Below are 20,431 nucleotides of genomic sequence, written 5' to 3'. Positions count from 1 at the left end.
CAAATAAGATAACAGATGATGCAGCAGCAAGCATTTCCGCGCCCCGTTGTTTTTGGAGAAGTTCTTTTTGATTGTTTTCCTGATGGAACCCAGGTTTTGGGGGGGGCGCCCTTTAATGTGGCTTGGCACCTGCAAGGTTTTGGTTTAGCGCCATTGTTTATTAGCCGGGTAGGCGTTGAGGAACAAGGCCAGAAGGTTCTAGCAGCCATGAAAAAATGGGGCATGGATTGCCGTGGAATTCAGCAAGATCCGCTCCATCCCACAGGTAGAGTAGAAATCACCCTTCAGGACGGTCAGCCTAGCTTTAATATCCTACCGGAGCAGGCCTATGATTTTATTGATCCTGATCTCTTCTTGAAGCAATTATCCAATCAGTCTTCTCCTTTGCTTTATCGAGGCACATTGGCTATTCGTTCCGCCGTTTCTAAAAGAGCACTGGAGGTCTTGTCCAATGCTTACGAACCACTTATTTTTCTTGATCTCAATCTTCGCTCTCCTTGGTGGCAGCACGCTTCAGTGGAACAAGCCTTGCGTGCCGCCCGTTGGGTTAAATTGAACGATGCAGAGTTGCTTACACTCCTTGAGCATAAGGCTGAAACTCAGGAAGAACTGGTGCAGGGAGCTCAGTTTGTTTGCCAGCGCTTTCAGTTGGCCTGGGTATTAGTCACTTTGGGCGCCAAGGGGGCTTTTTTGGTAACAGCAGACAATAAGTCCCATTGGGTTGAGCCACAACCCGTTAAGGTGATAGATACGGTGGGCGCAGGCGATGCTTTTAGTGCCGTGATGATACAAGGACTCCTGCAGGACTGGCCACTTAAACAGGCAATAGAGCGGGGAGCTGCTTTTGCCGCTGCTATCTGTGCGATGCGGGGCGCCGTAACCCAGGATCCCAAATTCTATACTAAATTTATAGCGGATTGGCGGGAGACCTAAATGAATCAGCCCGATGATGGCCTATATATTGTGCTTATCAGCCTCCATGGTCTTATTCGTGGCCATGAGCTGGAATTAGGCCGAGATGCTGATACTGGTGGCCAGACAAAATACGCCATTGAGCTGGCCCGAGCCCTTGCAGAAAATCCTCAAGTTGGCCGGGTTGATTTATTAACGCGAAAGGTTATCGATCCTAAAGTAGGGCAAGACTATAGCGAACCGCTAGAATATCTTGCCCCTCGAGCTCAGATTGTACGCTTATCTTGTGGTCCGCGCCGCTACCTGCGTAAAGAAGTATTATGGCCTTATCTAGGTAGTTTCGCCGATTATGCGCTACAGCATATTCGCCGCATCGGTCGCCTCCCCGATATCATTCACTCCCATTATGCGGATGCTGCTTATGTAGGGGTAAGGCTGGCAGGTTTACTAGGCGTACCGCTAGTGCATACGGGCCATTCCTTAGGCCGGGTAAAACGGCACCGGCTCCTTGAAGGGGGAACCAAAGAGGAGAGTATTGAAACTCGGTACAATATGCGGCAACGGATTGAGGCTGAAGAACAAGTCCTTAGCACAGCAGCTCTGGTGGTTGCAAGTACCCAGCAGGAAGTGGATGAACAGTATGCCCTCTATGATAACTATCACCCAAAACGGATGGTAGTGATTCCTCCCGGCACCGATCTGGAGCGTTTTCACCCGCCCTCCCGTTTTTGGCGTAATGCACCGATTGAGCAGGAAATAAATCGTTTTCTATCCTACCCCCGTAAACCTCTTATCCTGGCTTTATCCCGGCCAGATGCGCGGAAAAATATTTCTACTTTGATCCGTGCCTATGGAGAAAACCCGGCGCTACGCCAAAAGGTTAATTTAGTATTAATAGTGGGTAACCGGGATGATATCGGTACCATGGAGAAAGGACCAAGGACGGTACTAAAAGAGATATTATTATTAATTGACCGCTATGATCTTTATGGCAGTATTGCCTATCCCAAGCATCATGAAGTTGATGATGTGCCAGATTTATACCGTTTAGCGGCGCGGTCGAAAGGCGTTTTTATTAATCCCGCACTTACTGAACCCTTTGGCCTCACATTAATTGAGGCGGCAGCAAGTGGTTTACCTGTTATTGCTACCCACGATGGGGGCCCCCGGGAAATATTAGAGCACTGCAAGAACGGATGCCTCATTGATCCCCTGGATGCGGATCGGATGGGCAAGGTACTGCTTGAGTCTCTTTCTGATCGCAACCGCTGGCACCGATGGGCTAAAAACGGCCTTAAGGGTGCCCAGCAGTATTACTCCTGGCCAGGACATGTCACTCAATATTTGCGCGAGGTGAGTAAAGTCATCCGGAAGGCGAAAAAACCCAGGCTCCAAGCGAAAAAAAAGAGCCGCTTACCCATTTCCGAAAAGGTTTTGGTCTGTGATATTGACAATACCTTAACCGGAGATGGAGAGGGCCTTCGCAGCTTGTTTGAAAGCCTCAAGGAGGCAGGCGCTAAAATTGGTTTTGGTATTGCTACCGGGCGGAATTTTGCTAGTACTCTCAAAGTGCTTAAGAAATGGGATATTCCTCTGCCTGATCTTCTGATTACGGGGGTAGGGTCTCAAATTTTCTACGGGCCAAATTTGGTGGAAGATCAAAGCTGGCAGCAACATATCCGTTACCGTTGGAAGCGGGAATCTATCCTCAAGGCGATGGCTGATATTCCTAATTTGCGTCTTCAGCCTTCCAGTGAACAGTTACCTTGTAAGATCAGCTATGATGTAGATGTTAAAAAAGGGCTTGATATCCCAGCCATTGCCCGCCACCTGCGGCAGTTGGACTTGAGCGCCAATATTATCTATTCCTATCAGGCTTATCTGGATTTATTGCCGGTGCGGGCTTCTAAGGGAAGCGCGGTTCGTTTTTTCTGCGACAAATGGGGTATTCCCCTAGAGCACCTCCTTGTGGTGGGCGACTCCGGCAGTGATAAAGAAATGCTATCTGGGAATACTTTAGGGGCGGTTGTGGGTAACTATAGCCCTGAACTTGAGTATCTGCGTGAAGATTCCAGTATTTATTTTGCTCAAGGCCATCATGCCTGGGGGATTTTAGAGGCATTAGCACATTATGGCTTTCTTGAGCAGGAGAAAGCGGTAGTGGCCAAGGAAGAGGCACTATGAAGGAATTAGCCAATTTTGTAGGCCAGCACAAAGAGATCGTTTATCTATTGCTGCGCCGCTATTTGGCGCTTCAAAGACCTTTTTTGCTTAGATCTGATCTCGTCGATGAATTTGATCTTTTCTGTAAAGAGAATGATGAGGGGGCATTGCTCCAAGATTCTCCCTTAGCAACAATAATTCAAGCCGCCCAGGAGGCGGCGGTTGATCCGGAGTGGATTTATTTATCAGTGCGTCCCCGAATTGCAAACTGGGAATATTATCGGATTCATACCGAGGTAATGCAGATTGAAACGGTGCCTGTCTCCCAATTCCTAGAATTCAAGGAACGTCTTGTGCTTGGTCCCACCCAGCCTCAATCGTGGCCGCTGAAAATTGATATGGGACCCTTCAACCGGGAGTTTCCCCGGCTTAGAGAAACCCGCTCCATTGGGCGCGGAATGGATTTTCTCAATCGGCATCTTTCTAACCAGCTCTTTAATGAGTTAGAGACCGGAGGACAATATCTGCTCAGTTTCTTAAGTGTCCACCACTGTCGGGGACAACCTTTAATGCTGAATGATCGTATCCAGGATGTACAGGGGTTGCGCTGTGCTTTGCGTCTGGCAATGGATTTTCTTGGTGGTTTTCAGGAAGCTGCTGAATGGGATGCCGTGGGGCATAAGTTACAGGAATTTGGATTTGAGCGGGGCTGGGGTAGAACTGCGGCCCGAATACAGGATTCCTTTAGTCTTTTAATGGATATTCTTGAAGCGCCTGAGCCTGGTAACTTGGAGCATTTCTTGGCGCGCATTCCCATGATCTTTAATATCGTGATTCTTAGTCCCCATGGGTATTTTGGCCAAGGTAATATTCTCGGATTGCCGGATACTGGGGGCCAAGTAGTGTATATCCTGGATCAGGTTCGGGCGCTAGAGAAGGAAATGCACCGACAGTTAAAAGAGCAGGGACTTGATGTTGCACCTCAGATTTTGGTCGTTACTCGCTTGATTCCAGAGGCTCAGGGCACTCGATGCGATCAGCGCTTAGAATCCATCGTAGGGACAGAAAATGCCGCTATCTTAAGAGTCCCTTTTCGCAATGCTGGGGGCGAAGTACTGCCCTATTGGCTCTCCCGCTTTGAAGTTTGGCCTTACCTTGAGCGCTATGCCATGGATGCGGAAAGGGAAATGCTTGCCGAACTTGAAGGGAGTCCAGATCTCATCATCGGTAACTACTCGGACGGAAGCTTAGTGGCGACCCTTCTCTCTCAGCGTTTACGGGTGACTCAATGCAATATTGCCCATGCCTTGGAAAAGGCTAAATATCTTTATTCCGATTTATACTGGCGGGAGAATGATGCCCAATATCATTTTGCCTGCCAATTCACTGGCGATCTCATCGCTATGAATAGCGCCGATTTTATTGTCACCAGCACTTATCAGGAAATTGCCGGGAATAAAAACAGCGTGGGCCAGTATGAGAGTTATAGCGCCTATACTTTGCCGGGGTTGTATCAGGTGATTCATGGCATTGACGTTTTCGATCCTAAATTCAATATTGTCTCGCCTGGTGCGGATGGGGAAGTTTACTTTCCCTATACGGATACAAAACGGCGTTTAAGCGGATTGCGCCAGGAAATCGAAGCGTTGATATGGGGTGATGAACGCCCCGACGCCCGTGGCAAACTTCAGGATCACACCAAACCTTTATTGTTTACTATAGCGCGCCTAGACCGAATTAAAAATATCACGGGTTTAGTAGAGTGGTACGGGCGCTGTGAGCGGCTGCGAAAATTAGCCAATTTAGTGGTCGTGGGCGGGTATATAGATAAGAGTCAGTCAGCGGATAGCGAAGAACAGGTACAAATTGCCCGGATGCATCAGCTGATAGAAGAATATAAATTGGATAGCCAAGTCCGCTGGTTGGGAGTTATGCTGCAAAAAAACTTGGCAGGAGAGCTTTATCGCTTCATTGCGGACTCCCGTGGCGCCTTTGTTCAGCCAGCTCTTTTTGAAGCCTTTGGTTTGACTGTGATAGAGGCTATGAGTAGCGGGTTGCCCACCTTTGCTACTTGTTATGGTGGGCCTTTAGAGATTATCCAAGAGGGAGTGTCAGGTTTTCATATTGATCCTAACCATGGCGAAAAAGCCGCTGACCGTATCGCTGATTTTTTTGAACATTGTCAGACTGAAGCGGGATATTGGGACAAATTCTCCCAAGGTGCTTTGCGCCGGATTAAAAACCATTATACTTGGGAACTCTACGCCGAGCGGATGATGACATTGTCCCGCATCTATGGTTTTTGGAAATACGTGACTAATCTGGAGCGGGCGGAGCGCCGACGTTACCTGGAGATGTTTTATAATCTGCAATTTCGCCCCCTCGCTCAGCAGATAGAGCATTAGCTTAAAAAAGTTGTTCTTCCTTCCCCATGAATAGCTTAGAATAATAAAGCTGGTGGTTAGCAGCACTCCTGCAACTATGAAAGATAGGAATTTATTTTCCCATGGGGCTACTGAGCAGGAAGCGGGGGCGGAAAGGAGGAATAAATATTTTTACTCGGATCGCTTGCTAGAGGTTCTGCTCACTTTTTTCGGCTTTTTCGCTTCGGCAGCCGAGTGTTTTTTGGCCACGGGTTTTTCTGATACTGCTAGTATCTGATCCATTTGTTTAAATAGTTCATCTTTCATCTTTCTGAGGCGTTGCTTAGCCATAAGTTTGAATTTTTCGGATTCAATCGCCTGGCTAAACGTCATCCGATTTTCGAGCATTTGCTGCATATCTTCTCCAAAGGTAGCTTGATTATGGCGATCAATCCTCACAACCCCCTTTACGCGCCCTTTGTGATCCTGATAAACCTTCATTTCCTCGAAGGTTTTGCCCTCTTTTTCAATTGGGCCAAAGTAGTAATTTAGCCATACTACCATGTCTGCCGACGCTGGGAATTGGCTGGCTAAGGCATCAAAACCTGAGAGAGTATCGAGCAGCGACTGACCACCCGTCACTACCGGATGAATAATAATTGAATGCCCCAAGGAATGAAGCATATCTATTGCTTCATTCTCCACCAAATAGGAGGATAAAGGAATAAAACTAGATGCCCCATTATCAATTACTATTTCCGTATCCCGGTTGTCTACGATAAGCTCCATAAGCCGGTCAAATTCCCGCTCATCGATAGTATTCTCCTTTAATAATTCTATTCGCTTGACTGGAAAAGCTGTATAACCGGAAAAGGTGGCATTCACCGGATCGGTGTCCACACAGATCAAGGGAATGTTATTTTCTTGGCGATGCTGGGCGATCAGAGCGGAGACCAAGCTTTTGCCTACACCGCCTTTCCCTTGCAGAGTAAAATGCGCTCTTGCCATCGGGCATATTCTCCTAAATGAGTTCTTCTTTGGTTTTGCCTTTGGCATCAAACTGAAAGCGTTTGGCCAAGGGAGGCTGGCTAGATTGGGTTACCGACTTAGATTTATTTAGTGGGGGCAAAGATGATATTTCAGCTGGTTGAGGTTGCGGCTGTCCGTTATCCTTGAGGTAGCGGTTTACATATTCCATAAAAGTCCGGTACTGGACTGGCATAGTTCCTTTTTCATGGAGTAAGCTCCACACAGTTTTGGCCGGATAGCCAGCCTTCAACGCCCGCGCGATTTCGCGGCGCTGGGCTAAGAATGCTTGCTGTCCTTGACCACGGGTCTGAGTACATTTTTTTAGCTTATCAGATAGGGTCATGCTTCTTCTCTTATTGCATTTATCCGCACTTTTACTACATATATTCTGCGTCACTTTACCACACTTTAACCGCACTTCAAGCGTCTTTTGGGTCATTAATAGTTTTTTCTTCAATCAATGTATTAAGGGAAAAATCTGTGGAAAAGCGCTGTGGTAAATTGTAACGATCTTAATTATTTTTTTAGTTCATTTCTAGAAAAATGAAAGGAGTTTTGTCAGCCCCTTAAGCTAGAAGGGTTTTTCAATCATTTATGATCTCTGCTGACAGGAAGGCATCTATTGGGCAAACTTCACCGAGCCATCCATTCAAAAATATAAAAGATTTGTCTCCAACCTCATTTGGTAGGTTAATGGCAACGGGTATTGTCTCTCTTGCTGCTCATCTGTTGGCGATGCCAGTAATCGCAGATGCTTTATGTCGACTGAATATCGTCATCTACGGGATGCCATGGCTACTCACCATGGCACGCTTGGCTTATTATCCACGTTGCTTTTTAGTGACTTATTCAAGCTTGGAAGGCAGCGCTCAATCAATTCTTCACCCTTTTCGCTGAGACGATGCCTGATTGAGCCTTGGTTACATAGAAAACCTGACACCCTTTAATGCTTACCTTTTCCTAATTGTTCCAGTACATGCAGCGCCATGCTTGTAGCCAGCTCGTTCTCGCCAAGGAAGATTTTCCCCGCACCTTCTTGCTCCAGCAGTATAGTTTCTTCTTCGCTGTAGGCACGAATGACCGTTTCAATCTTTGGGTTGAGAGTACGAGCCGTCTTGATCATCTGCCGTGCATTAAAGGTGTCTGGTATGGTGATCATTAGTATCTTAGCTCGAGCAATGTGAGCTTGGATAAGCACGGCCGAGTCCGAGGCGTCCCCTGATACGGCGGGTATGCCTTGTTTCCGCAGCGCTTCGACCAGCTCCCGATTTTGTTCTGCAACCACATAGGGAATCCGCCGCTCAGTCAGTATTTTTCCAATCCGTCGGCCTATTCGCCCATACCCTACCAAAACTACTTGCTTAGAAAGGTACTTTTGTTCAGTGGACATGGGTAATTCTGCTAAGGGATCACTGGGTTTTTCAAGTACGCGAGCCAAGACTGAGCGGGATCGCAGCCATCTTTGCAAGGGTTTAATCGCTTTGAATACCATGGGGTTGAGAGCAATGGAGGTTATGGCGCCGGCTAGAATTAGGCTCTGGCCTTCCATAGTAAGCAATCCCAGGCTGACACCAAGCCCAGCCAGAATGAAGGAGAATTCGCCGATCTGAGCTAGGCCAGCAGAGATCGTGAAGGCCGTATTCAAAGGGTACCGGAAAGCGAGTATCAGAGTTGCTGCTGCTAGAGGCTTTCCTATTATGATAATAGCCACTACGGTAAGTACCTTTAATGGTTGTTCAATGAGAATGATGGGGTCAAATAGCACCCCTACTGATACAAAGAACAAGACTGCAAAGGCATCCCGTAGGGGCAGAGATTCTGCGGCGGCGCGATGGCTGAGTTCAGATTCTCTCAACACCATACCGGCAAAAAAGGCGCCTAAGGCGAAAGATACTCCAAATAGAGTCGTCGCCCCATAAGCAATACTCACGGCGGCGGCTACTACGCATAGTGTGAAGAGTTCGCGTGAGCCTGTATCTGCAACTTGCCATAGTAACCATGGGAAGAAGCGGCGCCCCACAATAAGCATCAGAGCAGCAAATACAGTTACTTTTGTTAAGGTAATGCCTAGGGTCCATCCTAGCTCCAAACCTTGATTGTTAGTTCCATCTCCATCCAGCCATCCCGCCAGCGGCGGAAGAAACACAAGCACTAGCACCATAGTGATGTCTTCTACCACTATCCAGCCCACAGCAATCCGCCCATTTACAGAATCCAGAATACTACGGGTCTCAAGCGCTTTCAGCAGTACTACGGTGCTGGCAACTGATAGTGTCAAGCCGAAAACCATAGCATTTCCCAATTCCCAGCCCCAAGCAATAGCGATGCTCGTACTTAAACTGGTGGTAATAGCTATTTGCAGTACTGCTCCAGGCAAGGCAATTTTGCGAACTGCCAGTAGTTCTTCTAAAGACAAATGGAGACCTACGCCGAACATCAGCAACATAATGCCAATCTCGGCTAATTGCCTTGCAATTTCTATGTCAGCGACAAAACCCGGGGTAGATGGGCTGATGAGGATACCGGCTAATAGGTATCCTACCAGCGCCGGGAGCTTGATCCGCTCGGCGAGGAAGCCAAGCGCGAGAGCGAGTCCAAGCGCCACAGCAAGAGTCGTAATCAGGGGGGAGCTGTGGAGCACCAGCTTTTCTCCTTAGTTCTAAGGGAAGAAATATAGGAATGGGGGGAGTTTAAGGTGCATATCCGAATTGAGTATTTATATACTAGCCATACTTACAAACCTTATTCGCCCTCGTTGATAATAAAAATACGGAAGAAGATTTCTTTTAACAAACTAAATAAAGAAGGATAGGATAGGCGAGAGGTGCCCAATTTGGGCGGGAGGAGAAACTCGTGCTTAGTGGGTGGTGTAAGCAATAAACACGTTTAATCAGTATAGGTAATTTAAAAGGAAAACAACGCAAGTCCTTACTCAAGCGGCGCATGGGCTGGTTTGCTTTCCTCCGGGGCAGAGAGTTTACTGTGGCGGTAGGAGTAAGTAAAGTAAATGACTAGCCCTGCTGCCAGCCATACTGAAAACCGAGTCCAAGTATCTGCGCTCAACTGGGTCATCAAATACACGCAGAAGGCTATTCCTAGCAGCGGGACGGCAGGACTAAATGGAATTCGGAACGGTCGGTGTAACTCCGGTCTAGTGTAGCGTAATACAGCGACTCCAGCACAAACTACTGTGAAGGCACCGAGTGTGCCAATATTGGTAAGCTCGACAATATCATTTAGGGGAGCGAAGCCTGCAATGCTTGCCATTGCTAAACCAGATAGCAGAATCACACGTACGGGGCTACCGGTCCTATTGTTTATATGAGAAAAAAAGGGCGGCAATAAGCCGTCCCGTGAAATAGCAAATAGAATCCGGGTCAGCCCAAAATACAGGACCAACATGACGGTAGTAAGGCCGGCAATAGCGCCGATAGCAATCATCCCGGAGGCCCACTTCGCACCTACCTGGAGGAGGGCTTCAGAAACCGGGGAGGGAACATCTAGGGAGGAGTAAGGTACAATGCCGGTTAATAACGCAGCCACTAGCATATAAAGCAACGTGCAAATAGCGAGAGATCCTAGGATTCCAATGGGCAGATCCTTTTGTGGATTCCGGGTCTCCTCAGCTGCCGTGGAGACAGCATCAAAGCCGATATAAGCAAAAAAAATACTGGCTGCGCCGGTCATGACTCCCTGCCAACCAAAGGGCATAAAGGGAGTCCAGTGATTAGTATCTACATGGAAGAAGGCAACACCAATGAATAGCAGTATGGCGGCAACTTTAACAAATACCATGATAGCGTTGAAGTGGGCGCTTACCTTAGCACCAGTAGCAAGAAGAATTCCGAGGATAAGAATGATGAGCATTGCTGGCAGATTGACCCAGCCACCCTGAGAAGGCGTTTGTGTCAGCACGTCGGGCAGATGCATTTGCATTGCTGCCAATGCATTGCCAACATAACCTGACCAGCCCACTGATACCGCAGATATTGCAACGGTATATTCCAGAATCAGCATCCAGCCAATGACCCAAGCCACAAATTCACCTAAACCGGCATAGCCATATCCATAGGCGCTGCCAGCACCGCCGATAAAGGCAGCTAGTTCTGCGTAGGAAAGGGCAGCCAAAGTAACTGCCATTCCCGCTACCACAAAAGATAAGACCACGGCAGGTCCAGCATAATTCGCTGCGGCAATACCCGTCAGCACAAAAATACCAGCGCCGATAATGGCGCCAATGCCAAGTAAGACCAGATCAAACGCTCCCAGCACTTTTCTAAGGCCGGTATCCTTAGCTAGATCCGTTTCGATGGGCTTAGTTCGAAACAGTTTCATGAATTCTTGGCTTATTCTATTAAGAAATTTTTTGAGGCAAGTTTTGTTATAGTGCTAGCTATCTCGGTACGCTAGTGTATTTAAAAAACCATTTTGGCACAAACTTTGACAAAAGCGTAGCTTAGCTTTTAAAAATTAGCCACCTACAATAAAGATAGCGACAGGTAAGCAGTGAAAGAATCGATATAATTTGATGCGAACTAGCGAAGCTAGAAGGGTAAAATGATAGCAATGGTTGCGTCGTTATTCCCACAGTATGGCGCCAGCACGGTTTTTTTCATTTAGTCCAAGTTTAAAGCCAGTGAATGAATAAAAAAGGGCTACGCAAAACACATAACCCTTTTAGTCTTTGAAGAAGCTGCTTTCTGGACTACATTTTTTTCTTATAATCCGGGTCAATCCAGCATTGAGGCAACATTTCTCCAGAGGGGAAAATAAGCTCTCTTTTCTGGAAAGAAGCGGGTTCTTGCATTTCTTCTCCTACGTGCGAACGGCCAGTGATGCTTCCTCTAGAGGGATCGATTAATTCTTTGATATTAAGAATTTCTATCAGATCAGAAGAAGTCGTATGCTTTAGATACATTTTAGTCTCCTAGATTAGGCTCACCCGCTTTTTCAGTATGGCAAGCTATTGAATGCTGTGTGTTATATTTAAGCATAGCTTTACTTAAGCATTCGGTAAATGTTAGCCGTATTCAGATTGATAAATTGCTGCCTTAGATTAGTTACCAGGCCAATAATCCATGATGGCTTGCTAAGAGTTGCTTTTCTGCAAAGCGGGATATCATCAAGCTGGGTTTGTTATTAAAGAGTTGTAAAATGCGAGAGGCTAAGGCGATGACTGAACCCCAAATTAAATCTGATCTCTTATATTTATTACTGAGAAATGGTGAAATTGAGGAATTCAACTGCCGGGTAGCAAGTGGAGAAAGCTGTGACCTGACCTATTGTGATTTTCTCAAAGCCGATCTGCGAGGATTAAAAGCGGAAGGCTTAGATTTCAGCGGCAGCTATTTCCGCCAGGCGGATTTAAGGGGTATTGATTTTTCAGCGAGTCGGCTTGAAGGGGCAAGTATTCACGGCGCGCACATTGCAGGAGTTTATTTTCCCTTGGAACTGAAACCGGAGGAGATAAGCTTATCTTTATGCTATGGAACTAGAATGCGTTATCTAAAGGTGGATTAATTTTCTTCTAGGGGGCTTTTCGGCGTAAACAGCCGGGAGAACCATAATCCCGTTTCGAACAAAAGCCACATGGGGAGAGCCAGTAAGGTTTGCGAGATAATATCTGGGGGTGTCAGTAGCATACCAAAGACAAAGGCAGCAACAATGATATAAGGGCGTTTTTCTTGGAGGCGCTCTACGTTAGTAATTCCGGTCCATACGAGTAATACAGTGGCTACGGGCACTTCAAAGGCAAGTCCAAAGGCAAAAAACATTGTTAATACAAAATCTAAATATTTGCTGATATCCGTCATGACGGCAACATCCTCGGGTGTTGCCTGAGTGAAGAAGCCGAACATCAACGGGAAAACCACAAAGTAAGCAAACGCTATCCCCAGAAAGAATAAGAGGGTGCTGGAAGCTAATAGGGGCAAAATAAGACGGCGTTCATTTTGGTAAAGGCCCGGTGCAATAAAAGCCCAGAGCTGGTATAGAAGCACCGGAACAGAGAGGATAATTGCAGTTACTAAGGTTAATTTGAAGGGCGTAAGGAAAGGGGCCGCCACTTCGGTGGCAATCATTGAGTTTGTCTCGGGCAAGTGAGCCATGAGGGGGCGGGCGAGCAAGTGGTACAGATCATTAGCAAAGGGCATGAGCACGACTGCTATGACCAGTATGACGATAATGCTGCGAAGCAAACGATTCCGCAGCTCCATGAGATGGGAAACCAGCGGCTGTTCTTCAGTGCCGGAGGATTCAGGTACCGTCATCGGGTGTTTTAGAATAGGAGGGCTTCGGTTTGGGGGTAGGTTTTTCGCTAATGGTCTCGTCTAGATCGAATAAGTTTTTATTTTTTTCAAGCGACTGGCGGAGTTCTTCAGCCCTTAGTTCTTCTTCTACTTCTTGCTTGACTTGGGAGACGAAGCGGCGTGCTTTCCTTATCCATAGCGCCGTAGTACGGGCGACTGCTGGTAACCGCTCTGGACCCACCACGATTAGCAGTATGACTAAAATGACTAAAATTTCCCAGAAACCGATATCAAACATAGAATAGCAGCGTAAGAATTACTTGTGCTCGTCGTTGCCGGATTTTATCTTGAAATCGGCATCGGCTTGTTGCCTCTGGGAGGGATTTTCAGCTTTATGCGCTTGCTTATGCTCTATGGTTGCTGCCTCCTCAGCATCACGGCGCTCTTCATCGCGTAAAGAATTACGAAAGCCCTTTATGGCGCTGCCTAGATCTGTGCCAATAGAGCGCAGCTTTTTGGTACCAAATAGCAGCAATATAATCACTAAGACAATAAGAAGCTGCCAAATACTAATTCCACCCACTCCCATAGTCTTGCTTCATGCTCTAAGTTGTTTAAATTCTATGTGTCAGCCTAAAAACCTGGTAGCTGGCTGCCACCCAACAAATGGATATGGAGATGATCCACTTCTTGACCGCCTCCCCGTCCAGTATTGATTATAGTCCGGAAACCGTCCTGGAGGCCCTGTCGGCGAGCCAGATCGGGTAGTAGTAGCAATAGATGACTAATCAGCGCCTCATGTTTGACTTCTAGTTGTTCTAGGCTGGAAATATGACTGCGGGGCACTAGCAGCAAATGAATCTTTGCCTTAGGGTGAATGTCTTCAAAAGCAATCACCTGGTCATCTTCATAAACCACCTTTGCTGGCAGCTCGCCCTCTATAATTTTGCAAAAGATGCAATCTGTTTGATCTATCGCCATTGTTTTTACCCCCGATTTGCTTTCTCCTCCAGCCCTGATAAGCCAAAACGCCGCTCTAATTCGCTGAGCACTTGCTCCGGCCGGAGCCCGCTCTCGGCCAGCATGACTAAACTATGGAACCATAAATCGGCGGTTTCATAGATGATAGCATCTGATTCTCTGCTTTTGGCAGCCAAAATCGTTTCAATTGCTTCTTCGCCTAGTTTCTTGAGGATTTTATCTTGCCCGGCCTGGTAAAGGTGCGCCACGTAGGAGTGTTGCGGGTCCGCATTTTTGCGTTCCTCTAATAGTGTAGCAAGGCGTTCAAGAGTATTATTCATCTGAGTTATTGTAGATGCTATCTGGAGATTTCAATACGGGTTCAACACTTGCCCAATTTCCTTTCTCTAAGCGTTTGAAAAAGCACCGATGACGACCAGTATGACAAGCCATTCCCCCCTTTTGTTCGACCAATAAAAGCACCGCGTCGCTATCGCAGTCCAGATGAATAGCTTTAATGATCTGCTCGTGCCCGGATTGCTCGCCCTTACGCCATAAACGCTTTCTGGATCGAGACCAATAAACCGCGTAGCCTGATTGTACGGTGGTTTCTAAGGCTTCTCGGTTCATCCAGGCGAGCATCAGTACTTGGCCGGTGCGATCTTCCTGGGCAATCGCAGGGATAAGTCCTTCCTTGTTCCAAGCCACGTCTTCTAACCAACCGAGAGACATCGTTATTGCCTCATTTCAATGCCATGAGCGGATAAATGCTCCTTGGCTTCCGCAATAGTATATTCTCCGAAGTGAAAGATGCTAGCAGCTAGAACTGCGTCTGCTTTCCCTTCTAAAATCCCTGCCACGAGATGCTCCAGGGTACCTACCCCGCCCGAGGCGATCACCGGTACTGGGATGGCTTCGCTGATGGTACGGGTGAGTGGAAGGTCAAAGCCTTCTCGGGTCCCGTCCCGGTCCATGCTAGTCAGTAGAATCTCTCCAGCTCCAAACTCAACCATCTGACGAGCCCAGGCTACCGCATCCAGTCCCGTTTCTTTACGGCCGCCATGAGTAAAGACTTCCCATTGCGGCGGCTCATCAGCAGAAGAAACCTGTTTAGCATCAATGGCAACCACAATACACTGGGAGCCAAAGCGTTCCGCTGCCTCGCGGACTAATTCGGGTCGTTGGACGGCAGCTGTATTTATGCCCACTTTATCGGCACCAGCGATTAGTAGGCGCCGGATATCTTCAAGATACCGGATACCCCCGCCTACAGTAAGCGGGATAAATACTTGGGCAGCAACCTCCTCAACCACATGCACCATCGTGTCCCGGTTATCGCTGCTGGCGGTAATATCTAGAAAAGTAATTTCATCCGCGCCCTGCTCATCATAACGGCGGGCGATCTCTACCGGATCGCCCGCATCACGGATATTGACGAAACGAACTCCCTTCACTACCCGGCCATTGGCCACGTCAAGGCAAGGAATGATGCGTTTGGCTAGACTCATGTTACGCTGTTGACTCCCCAGAGAGGCGTTTGGCTATGGCGAGGGCTTCAGCAAGCTGGATTTTCTCCTCATAGAGAGCCCGGCCAATGATCGCTCCTCCAATGCCATCTTGTTCATGTTGGCATAGAGCTTCTATCTCTGTTAGCGAGGAAACACCGCCCGAAGCAATGACAGGAATATTAATCGCTTTGGCCAGCTCGCTAGTGGCCTCAATGTTGACTCCCTTCATCATGCCATCGCGCTGAATATCAGTGTAAATAATGGCCTCAACTCCATCTTTTTCAAAGCGTTGAGCAATATCGATTAAATTATGCCGGGAGAGTTTGGACCACCCGTTAATCGCAATTTTGCCCTCTCGTGCATCCAGGCCAAGGAGAATATGGCCTGGAAACTCCAAACAAGCATCAGCGACGAAATGGGGCGCATTGATGGCCTTGGTGCCGATGATGGCATAGCGAACTCCCGCATCCAAGTAGGTCTGGATAGTATCGCTATCGCGAATGCCTCCTCCTACCTGAATATCCATATCAGGTAATGCTTGGGCAATATGATAAATGATATCAGCATTAACCGGTTGTCCCGCGAACGCTCCGTCTAGGTCAACTAAGTGAAGCCGTTTTGCACCGGCTTCTGCCCAATGTAAGGCCACGGCGACTGGATCATCAGAAAATACGGTATCGTCTTCCATGCGCCCTTGACGCAGGCGAACGCATTTTCCCCCCTTGAGATCAATGGCAGGTATTAATAGCATGGTGATTTCCTTCCAGTTTACAAGCCATAGGGTGCGAATTGCAGTTAGTAGCGCTTTAACTCACTCCATTCCAGGTGAGGAAGTTGGCGAGTAATTGTAGTCCAAATGTGTGGCTCTTTTCGGGGTGGAATTGGACTGCAAAAATATTGTCTCGTGCTAACGCCGAGGCAAAAGAAGTGGAATAATCCGTGCGACTAGCAACTAGGGATGTTTCATCGGGTACTGTATAGTAGCTATGGACGAAATAGAAACGACAGTTCTGGGGAATGGCGTTCCATAGGGGGTGCGCGCGGACTTGGTGGGCTTGGTTCCATCCCATGTGGGGTACCTTCAAGTCTGCTTTGACGGCATCAAAGCGCTGTACCCGGCCTGGCAGTATACCAAGGCAGGGAACGCCGTGATTTTCTTCGCTAAGTTCAAGCAAGGCTTGCAGACCCAGGCAAATACCTAAAAAGGGCCGATCAGCAGCGCATTGGGCCACTACGATATCCAGATTTAGGCGCCGTAGTTCATGCATACAATCACGAATAGCGCCTACGCCGGGAAAAACTACCCGGTCAGCTGCGCGAATCCGCTGGGGATTACTGGTGACATCTATTCGAACTTTACCCGCCACTTGTTCTAATGCTTTAGATACTGAGCGGAGGTTGCCCATCCCGTAATCAATCACCGCTACGCTGGACATGAGTTTAAGTCCTAAAGTTATAACATTCCCTTGGTAGAAGCTAGTTGCCCTTTTCGGCGTGGATCGTACTCCACGGCAACCCGTAAGGCGCGGCCAAAAGCTTTGAATATGGTCTCGGCGATATGATGGGCATTACGCCCATGCAGGTTATCAATATGCAAAGTCATGGCGGCGTGGTTGACCAGGCCTTGAAAAAACTCTTGGAAAAGATCGACATCAAAATCACCAATACGGGCCCGGGGATAGTTCACCCGATAGTGCAGGCTAGGTCTTCCGGAAAGATCTAGCACCACTCTGGAAAGCGCTTCATCCAAGGGGACATAGGCATAACCATAGCGTTGAAGCCCCGTTTTATCGCCCAAGGCTTGTTGTAAGGCTTGCCCCAGGGTAATGCCAATATCTTCAACGGTATGGTGAGCATCGATATGCAAATCGCCGGATGCTTTTACCGTGAGATCGAGTAATCCATGCCGGGCTACTTGAGCAAGCATGTGCTCAAGAAAAGGTAAGCCTGTTTCGGCGGTAAAATGCCCTTCTCCGCTTAGATTGAGATCAACTTCGACGCGGGTTTCTAACGTTTCGCGGTAGACGGTAGCGGTATAATTCGACATAACTTTTTGCGATCTAAATGTCTGCAAGGCTGTTGAGTGCTTCTTTAAGGCAGAATGGCAGATATTACCTGAATTTATTCCTCTCTGCCTGTCTGCAAGGCATTAATCGTGGCCACTAGCGTTCTAAAATAGAGTCCTAAGCGCCGGTTAAGCGCAGAATTAATTGGACTAGCCCTACTAAAGCCAAGATAATAAAGGCAAGCACTACGATACTGGTAAAAATATAGAGGGTTGGCTGGCCCTGAGTAACGTTACGTTCATGCATGCGGCTGCTCTGGAGCCCAATGAGTGCGGTAAAGATGCTCTTAAATATACCGAGAAAGCTTGAGCGGGTATTTTTGTCTTGCATTATTTACGTTATTGCCTGTTAAGTAGGTTGCGTGTATGGTTATATCCCAACTTAATATACCGTGCTGTCCAGTCTGGCACCAAAAAATTCTACTCTATTGATCAAAATTAATCTGTACTCTTGCGTTGTAGCTATTAAGAGATATATAAAATATAGGTTAACCAGATGAGCTATTCTGATTGCTAATCACATAATAACGGTTTGTCAGCGCTAGTTCCCTGGCAATTGACGGAGGATATTTGAGCACTAGGGGATAAATACTAAGAGAGTCGATAAATTAGTACTTACCATTTCCACTTAGGGAGTAATCGGGAGTAATCATAAAAAATGGGTAAGAAAAATTTTTTTATTTCTATGGGCGCCAGCGTGTTTTTGCTGGCTAGTTTAACCGTGCATGCGGAAGGTGACCCCGAAGCGGGTCGGAAGAAAGCGGAACTCTGCGCGGGTTGCCATGGTATTTCTGGTTGGCGCAATGCCTATCCGGCCTATCCGGTGCCAAAATTAGGCGGACAACATGCAGCGTATCTTGTTTCTGCCCTCAAAGCCTATAAATCCGGTGCCAGGAACCATCCCCCCATGCAAAATTCCGCAGATAGCTTGAGCGAGCAGGATATGGCTGATATAGCCGCTTTTCTTTCCGCTCAATAAAAATAGTGAATTAAGCTAATAAATTATGATCGAGGAGGATTTTCGATGCTGAGATGGTGGTTATTTTTACTTGCTCCGGTATTTGCGGTTCTCGTTTCTGGTTCCGTTCTAGCAGCAGGTGATCCAGCAGCGGGAAAGCAAAAATCTCAAGCTTGTGCTGCTTGCCATGGACCGGACGGCAATAGTCCCGCGCCACAATTTCCTAAGTTGGCAGGGCAATATGCTGGTTATCTGGTCCACGCCTTGACTGCTTATCAGGTTGGCGATAGAACGGATCCTGTTATGCAGCCGATGGCCGCCTCGCTTTCCGAACAAGATAAAGAGGATTTGGCTGCCTATTATGCTAGCCAAACAGGTCTTACCTTACCTTGGAAGACAGGAAGATAGAACTAGAGAGCCATCATGCTCTTGAAAGATCTAATTTAGAGAGGGGGGATTAATCTTTCCTACAAAGCGGCTGCTTTACCCATAATTCTTAAATACCTTTAAAAATTTTAGAGTTTAATAAAGAAATTAGGGCTCGCTCTTGGGCTTTTAAGACGCTCTAAGGGTTCGGTTCGGCGTCGTTTTTACACGCGTAGCCTACAGAATTTAGTGGATTTAAAAGGTGCAGCATGGTTTGCAAGCGGTATGGACCTTCGGAAGATACGCTTCGGTTTATCCTTCGACCCAATAGCTCTTTGAGCTGGAGAGGAATGAAGGCAGTTTTTTTTGCTATGACACTAGTTCTCGTCATAATAGCCGGAGGGTTTAGTCTTTTAGGTCTATGGTTGATTTTTCCGTTTGCTGGGCTAGAACTGCTCATTTTGGGAATCGCATTTTATCTGTCTGCGCGCCGTGCTCAACACTGTGAAATCATTACCATCGGTCAGGAGGAGATTGAAATTTTTCGTGGCCGCGAAACGACGGGTGAAACATGGAAGTTTCATCGCTATTGGGCTCGGGTTAGAATTGAGCTTCCACCCTATGCGTGGCATATGAGCCGCTTAATAATAGGTTCTCACGGGCACGAAGTAGAAATTGGCGTTTTCCTGAGCGAGGAGGAGCGTCTCCGTTTAGCCAAGGAGTTGCAGGCGGTTTGTGGCGCCTAAATGATGATGAATATAAATCAATTGCCATGCTGGCACATAGAAAAGATGTATGTTATATATACTTTATTACGCCGTCGTTTAATACAATGACATTAATTTGATAGCCGGAGGGGAGATGGATGGGCGTATTTAATAGACAAAGCTTATTCGCAACAATTATAGGAGGTACTGGTTTATTCCTAGTGAGTGGGAATGCCTGTGCCGAGCTAGGTTTGAATTTGACGAGGGGAGTTACCCCTACCTCAGAGGAGATATACGATCTTCACATGCTTATTTTCTGGATTTGCGTGGGTGTCGGTATTTTGGTGTACGGCATCATGGCGTGGTCTATTTACCATCACCGTAAATCCAAGGGCGCGGTAGCCAGTCAGTTCCACGAGAACCTTACTCTCGAAGTAACATGGACGGTTATTCCACTTTTAATCCTCATTGCTGTCGCGGTACCTGCTACTTCCGCCATGGTTCGCATCTACGATAGCTCTGCTTCTGACCTCACAATAAAGGTGACGGGTTATCAATGGCGGTGGCACTATGAGTATGTGGACCATGACTTTGGTTTCACGAGCAGCCTGTCTACTCCTTTTGATCAGATAGTAAATAAAGCCCCCAAAGGTGAGCATTATTTGCTTGAGGTGGATAATCCATTGGTGCTCCCAACCGATAAGAAAGTGCGTTTCGTTATTACCGCCGATGATGTCAATCATGCTTTCTGGGTGCCTGCCTTTGGTTTCAAGCAAGATGCGATTCCAGGCTTTATTAACGAGGCATGGGCGGTTATACAAGAACCCGGTATTTACCGGGGACAATGTGCAGAGCTTTGCGGCCGGGGGCATGGCTATATGCCTATCGTTGTGGAAGCCAAAACTCCGGAAGAATTTGATAAATGGATGGCTGAAAGCAAAGCCGCACAGTCCGGGGAGGGGGCGAATGCCGTCATTCAATCGGCTCAAGCAGAGGCACACTAGCCAAAAGCACTTTTATGTTCTAAAGGGAGGCTCCAAGCTAGTTTTCTCATCCTATTGATGGTGTCTATCTGGAGAAGGAAGTCGGCGAGGAGAAATCAAGTGCTAGAGAGTTGTTTTTAAATCATAGGTTAATTTCGTAGGAGAAATC

The 20,431-nt window shown here is 47.3% G+C and carries 24 protein-coding genes and 1 pseudogene; 9 read left to right on the top strand and 16 right to left on the bottom strand.

Annotated elements, in window-relative coordinates; all coding sequences use genetic code 11:
• The first annotated feature begins 15 nt into the window (after nt 1-15).
• From NOC_RS16240 to NOC_RS16230, 3 genes are read left to right on the top strand one after another with little or no spacing between them, the layout of a single operon-like run.
• Nucleotides 16-933 carry a carbohydrate kinase family protein gene (locus NOC_RS16240; protein ID WP_011331142.1) on the top strand — a complete coding sequence of 306 codons (918 nt, stop codon included), beginning with the start codon at nt 16-18 and terminating at the stop codon, nt 931-933.
• Nucleotides 934-3,096 carry an HAD-IIB family hydrolase gene (locus NOC_RS16235; RefSeq protein WP_002812821.1) on the top strand — a complete coding sequence of 721 codons (2,163 nt, stop codon included), beginning with the start codon at nt 934-936 and terminating at the stop codon, nt 3,094-3,096.
• Complete coding sequence (locus NOC_RS16230; RefSeq protein ID WP_002812573.1) at nt 3,093-5,480, top strand: sucrose synthase; 2,388 nt, start codon at nt 3,093-3,095, stop codon at nt 5,478-5,480. Before NOC_RS16235 ends, NOC_RS16230 begins: the two co-directional genes overlap by 4 nt.
• Nucleotides 5,481-5,630: 150 nt before the next feature.
• Here the strand turns inward: NOC_RS16230 and NOC_RS16225 are convergent, their stop codons facing one another.
• Both NOC_RS16225 and NOC_RS16220 read right to left on the bottom strand, forming a co-directional pair.
• Nucleotides 5,631-6,446, bottom strand: coding sequence for a hypothetical protein (locus NOC_RS16225; RefSeq protein WP_002812250.1), 816 nt, complete (start codon nt 6,444-6,446; stop codon nt 5,631-5,633).
• A 13-nt stretch (nt 6,447-6,459) separates the two neighbouring features.
• Entirely contained in the window at nt 6,460-6,906 is a 447-nt protein-coding gene (locus NOC_RS16220) for a TraK family protein (protein ID WP_011331141.1), read from the bottom strand.
• Nucleotides 6,907-7,061: 155 nt separating this feature from the next.
• On the opposite strand from NOC_RS16220, the gene NOC_RS17590 reads away from it, so the two are divergent.
• Nucleotides 7,062-7,364, top strand: a complete 303-nt coding sequence (locus NOC_RS17590; protein WP_011331140.1) for a hypothetical protein — start codon at nt 7,062-7,064, stop codon at nt 7,362-7,364.
• Between the two features lie 46 nt (nt 7,365-7,410).
• Here NOC_RS17590 and ybaL read toward each other — a convergent pair whose 3' ends face one another.
• The 3 genes from ybaL to NOC_RS16205 form a co-directional block, all read right to left on the bottom strand.
• A complete protein-coding gene (ybaL, locus tag NOC_RS16215) occupies nt 7,411-9,108 on the bottom strand; it encodes a YbaL family putative K(+) efflux transporter (protein WP_011331139.1) in 1,698 nt (565 codons plus the stop codon).
• A gap of 287 nt (nt 9,109-9,395) precedes the next feature.
• A complete protein-coding gene (locus NOC_RS16210) occupies nt 9,396-10,802 on the bottom strand; it encodes an amino acid permease (RefSeq protein ID WP_002813314.1) in 1,407 nt (468 codons plus the stop codon).
• 370 nt (nt 10,803-11,172) lie between these two features.
• The gene (locus NOC_RS16205) at nt 11,173-11,385 is read right to left on the bottom strand and encodes a hypothetical protein (RefSeq protein ID WP_002812241.1); all 213 of its coding nucleotides are present in this window, start codon (nt 11,383-11,385) and stop codon (nt 11,173-11,175) included.
• Nucleotides 11,386-11,639: 254 nt separating this feature from the next.
• On the opposite strand from NOC_RS16205, the gene NOC_RS16200 reads away from it, so the two are divergent.
• Complete coding sequence (locus NOC_RS16200; protein WP_036497999.1) at nt 11,640-11,987, top strand: pentapeptide repeat-containing protein; 348 nt, start codon at nt 11,640-11,642, stop codon at nt 11,985-11,987.
• Between the two features lie 29 nt (nt 11,988-12,016).
• Here the strand turns inward: NOC_RS16200 and tatC are convergent.
• The 11 genes and pseudogenes from tatC to NOC_RS16145 form a co-directional block, all read right to left on the bottom strand.
• Nucleotides 12,017-12,736, bottom strand: a pseudogene (gene tatC / locus NOC_RS16195) (twin-arginine translocase subunit TatC); the annotation flags it as partial.
• Complete coding sequence (tatB, locus tag NOC_RS16190) at nt 12,723-13,013, bottom strand: Sec-independent protein translocase protein TatB (RefSeq protein WP_002813657.1); 291 nt, start codon at nt 13,011-13,013, stop codon at nt 12,723-12,725. The gene tatB and the pseudogene tatC, both read right to left, overlap by 14 nt.
• 18 nt (nt 13,014-13,031) lie before the next feature.
• The gene (gene tatA, locus NOC_RS16185; protein ID WP_002812330.1) at nt 13,032-13,304 is read right to left on the bottom strand and encodes a Sec-independent protein translocase subunit TatA; all 273 of its coding nucleotides are present in this window, start codon (nt 13,302-13,304) and stop codon (nt 13,032-13,034) included.
• A gap of 44 nt (nt 13,305-13,348) precedes the next feature.
• Nucleotides 13,349-13,696, bottom strand: coding sequence for a histidine triad nucleotide-binding protein (locus NOC_RS16180; protein WP_002813533.1), 348 nt, complete (start codon nt 13,694-13,696; stop codon nt 13,349-13,351).
• 5 nt (nt 13,697-13,701) lie between these two features.
• The gene (locus NOC_RS16175; RefSeq protein ID WP_011331138.1) at nt 13,702-14,016 is read right to left on the bottom strand and encodes a phosphoribosyl-ATP diphosphatase; all 315 of its coding nucleotides are present in this window, start codon (nt 14,014-14,016) and stop codon (nt 13,702-13,704) included.
• On the bottom strand, nt 14,009-14,407 hold the full coding sequence (hisI, locus tag NOC_RS16170) for a phosphoribosyl-AMP cyclohydrolase (protein ID WP_002813230.1): 399 nt from the start codon (nt 14,405-14,407) through the stop codon (nt 14,009-14,011). Before hisI ends, NOC_RS16175 begins: the two co-directional genes overlap by 8 nt.
• A 2-nt stretch (nt 14,408-14,409) precedes the next feature.
• The gene (gene hisF, locus NOC_RS16165; RefSeq protein ID WP_002812418.1) at nt 14,410-15,183 is read right to left on the bottom strand and encodes an imidazole glycerol phosphate synthase subunit HisF; all 774 of its coding nucleotides are present in this window, start codon (nt 15,181-15,183) and stop codon (nt 14,410-14,412) included.
• Between the two features lies 1 nt (nt 15,184).
• Nucleotides 15,185-15,934: a 1-(5-phosphoribosyl)-5-[(5-phosphoribosylamino)methylideneamino]imidazole-4-carboxamide isomerase gene (gene hisA / locus NOC_RS16160; RefSeq protein ID WP_002813359.1), complete on the bottom strand. Its 750-nt coding sequence runs from the start codon at nt 15,932-15,934 to the stop codon at nt 15,185-15,187.
• 55 nt (nt 15,935-15,989) lie between these two features.
• A complete protein-coding gene (gene hisH / locus NOC_RS16155; RefSeq protein ID WP_002813411.1) occupies nt 15,990-16,619 on the bottom strand; it encodes an imidazole glycerol phosphate synthase subunit HisH in 630 nt (209 codons plus the stop codon).
• A gap of 17 nt (nt 16,620-16,636) precedes the next feature.
• Complete coding sequence (gene hisB / locus NOC_RS16150) at nt 16,637-17,230, bottom strand: imidazoleglycerol-phosphate dehydratase HisB (protein ID WP_002812998.1); 594 nt, start codon at nt 17,228-17,230, stop codon at nt 16,637-16,639.
• Nucleotides 17,231-17,366: 136 nt separating this feature from the next.
• A complete protein-coding gene (locus NOC_RS16145) occupies nt 17,367-17,579 on the bottom strand; it encodes a DUF2970 domain-containing protein (RefSeq protein WP_002813014.1) in 213 nt (70 codons plus the stop codon).
• A 327-nt stretch (nt 17,580-17,906) separates the two neighbouring features.
• On the opposite strand from NOC_RS16145, the gene NOC_RS16140 reads away from it, so the two are divergent.
• The 4 genes from NOC_RS16140 to coxB all read left to right on the top strand — a co-directional run bounded on the left by NOC_RS16140 (nt 17,907) and on the right by coxB (nt 20,283).
• Nucleotides 17,907-18,227: a c-type cytochrome gene (locus tag NOC_RS16140; protein ID WP_002813215.1), complete on the top strand. Its 321-nt coding sequence runs from the start codon at nt 17,907-17,909 to the stop codon at nt 18,225-18,227.
• A gap of 45 nt (nt 18,228-18,272) precedes the next feature.
• Complete coding sequence (locus NOC_RS16135; protein WP_011331137.1) at nt 18,273-18,614, top strand: c-type cytochrome; 342 nt, start codon at nt 18,273-18,275, stop codon at nt 18,612-18,614.
• 227 nt (nt 18,615-18,841) lie between these two features.
• Nucleotides 18,842-19,318, top strand: a complete 477-nt coding sequence (locus tag NOC_RS16130) for a DUF2244 domain-containing protein (RefSeq protein WP_011331136.1) — start codon at nt 18,842-18,844, stop codon at nt 19,316-19,318.
• 119 nt (nt 19,319-19,437) lie between these two features.
• Complete coding sequence (coxB, locus tag NOC_RS16125; RefSeq protein ID WP_011331135.1) at nt 19,438-20,283, top strand: cytochrome c oxidase subunit II; 846 nt, start codon at nt 19,438-19,440, stop codon at nt 20,281-20,283.
• Nucleotides 20,284-20,431: the final 148 nt, after the last annotated feature.

This window comes from Nitrosococcus oceani ATCC 19707, assembly GCF_000012805.1.
Taxonomy (GTDB): Bacteria; Pseudomonadota; Gammaproteobacteria; order Nitrosococcales; family Nitrosococcaceae; genus Nitrosococcus; species Nitrosococcus oceani.
Note: the sequence above shows the minus strand (reverse complement) of the source record. Positions and strands in the feature narration are given on the sequence as shown.

Bases quoted from the DNA above. Each gene is read 5' to 3' on its own strand.
- NOC_RS16210 (WP_002813314.1), bottom strand. From the start codon at position 10,802: ATGAAACTGTTTCGAACTAAGCCCATCGAAACGGATCTAGCTAAGGAT.
- NOC_RS16175 (WP_011331138.1), bottom strand. From the start codon at position 14,016: ATGAATAATACTCTTGAACGCCTTGCTACACTATTAGAGGAACGCAAA.
- NOC_RS16135 (WP_011331137.1), top strand. From the start codon at position 18,273: ATGCTGAGATGGTGGTTATTTTTACTTGCTCCGGTATTTGCGGTTCTC.
- NOC_RS16145 (WP_002813014.1), bottom strand. From the start codon at position 17,579: ATGCAAGACAAAAATACCCGCTCAAGCTTTCTCGGTATATTTAAGAGC.
- NOC_RS16240 (WP_011331142.1), top strand. From the start codon at position 16: ATGATGCAGCAGCAAGCATTTCCGCGCCCCGTTGTTTTTGGAGAAGTT.
- NOC_RS16220 (WP_011331141.1), bottom strand. From the start codon at position 6,906: ATGACCCAAAAGACGCTTGAAGTGCGGTTAAAGTGTGGTAAAGTGACG.
- NOC_RS16180 (WP_002813533.1), bottom strand. From the start codon at position 13,696: ATGGCGATAGATCAAACAGATTGCATCTTTTGCAAAATTATAGAGGGC.
- NOC_RS17590 (WP_011331140.1), top strand. From the start codon at position 7,062: ATGATCTCTGCTGACAGGAAGGCATCTATTGGGCAAACTTCACCGAGC.
- NOC_RS16235 (WP_002812821.1), top strand. From the start codon at position 934: ATGAATCAGCCCGATGATGGCCTATATATTGTGCTTATCAGCCTCCAT.
- NOC_RS16130 (WP_011331136.1), top strand. From the start codon at position 18,842: ATGGTTTGCAAGCGGTATGGACCTTCGGAAGATACGCTTCGGTTTATC.
- hisB (WP_002812998.1), bottom strand. From the start codon at position 17,230: ATGTCGAATTATACCGCTACCGTCTACCGCGAAACGTTAGAAACCCGC.
- NOC_RS16140 (WP_002813215.1), top strand. From the start codon at position 17,907: ATGGGTAAGAAAAATTTTTTTATTTCTATGGGCGCCAGCGTGTTTTTG.
- NOC_RS16225 (WP_002812250.1), bottom strand. From the start codon at position 6,446: ATGGCAAGAGCGCATTTTACTCTGCAAGGGAAAGGCGGTGTAGGCAAA.
- hisI (WP_002813230.1), bottom strand. From the start codon at position 14,407: ATGTCTCTCGGTTGGTTAGAAGACGTGGCTTGGAACAAGGAAGGACTT.
- tatA (WP_002812330.1), bottom strand. From the start codon at position 13,304: ATGGGAGTGGGTGGAATTAGTATTTGGCAGCTTCTTATTGTCTTAGTG.
- hisA (WP_002813359.1), bottom strand. From the start codon at position 15,934: ATGCTATTAATACCTGCCATTGATCTCAAGGGGGGAAAATGCGTTCGC.
- hisH (WP_002813411.1), bottom strand. From the start codon at position 16,619: ATGTCCAGCGTAGCGGTGATTGATTACGGGATGGGCAACCTCCGCTCA.
- coxB (WP_011331135.1), top strand. From the start codon at position 19,438: ATGGGCGTATTTAATAGACAAAGCTTATTCGCAACAATTATAGGAGGT.
- NOC_RS16200 (WP_036497999.1), top strand. From the start codon at position 11,640: ATGACTGAACCCCAAATTAAATCTGATCTCTTATATTTATTACTGAGA.
- tatB (WP_002813657.1), bottom strand. From the start codon at position 13,013: ATGTTTGATATCGGTTTCTGGGAAATTTTAGTCATTTTAGTCATACTG.
- NOC_RS16205 (WP_002812241.1), bottom strand. From the start codon at position 11,385: ATGTATCTAAAGCATACGACTTCTTCTGATCTGATAGAAATTCTTAAT.
- hisF (WP_002812418.1), bottom strand. From the start codon at position 15,183: ATGAGTCTAGCCAAACGCATCATTCCTTGCCTTGACGTGGCCAATGGC.
- NOC_RS16230 (WP_002812573.1), top strand. From the start codon at position 3,093: ATGAAGGAATTAGCCAATTTTGTAGGCCAGCACAAAGAGATCGTTTAT.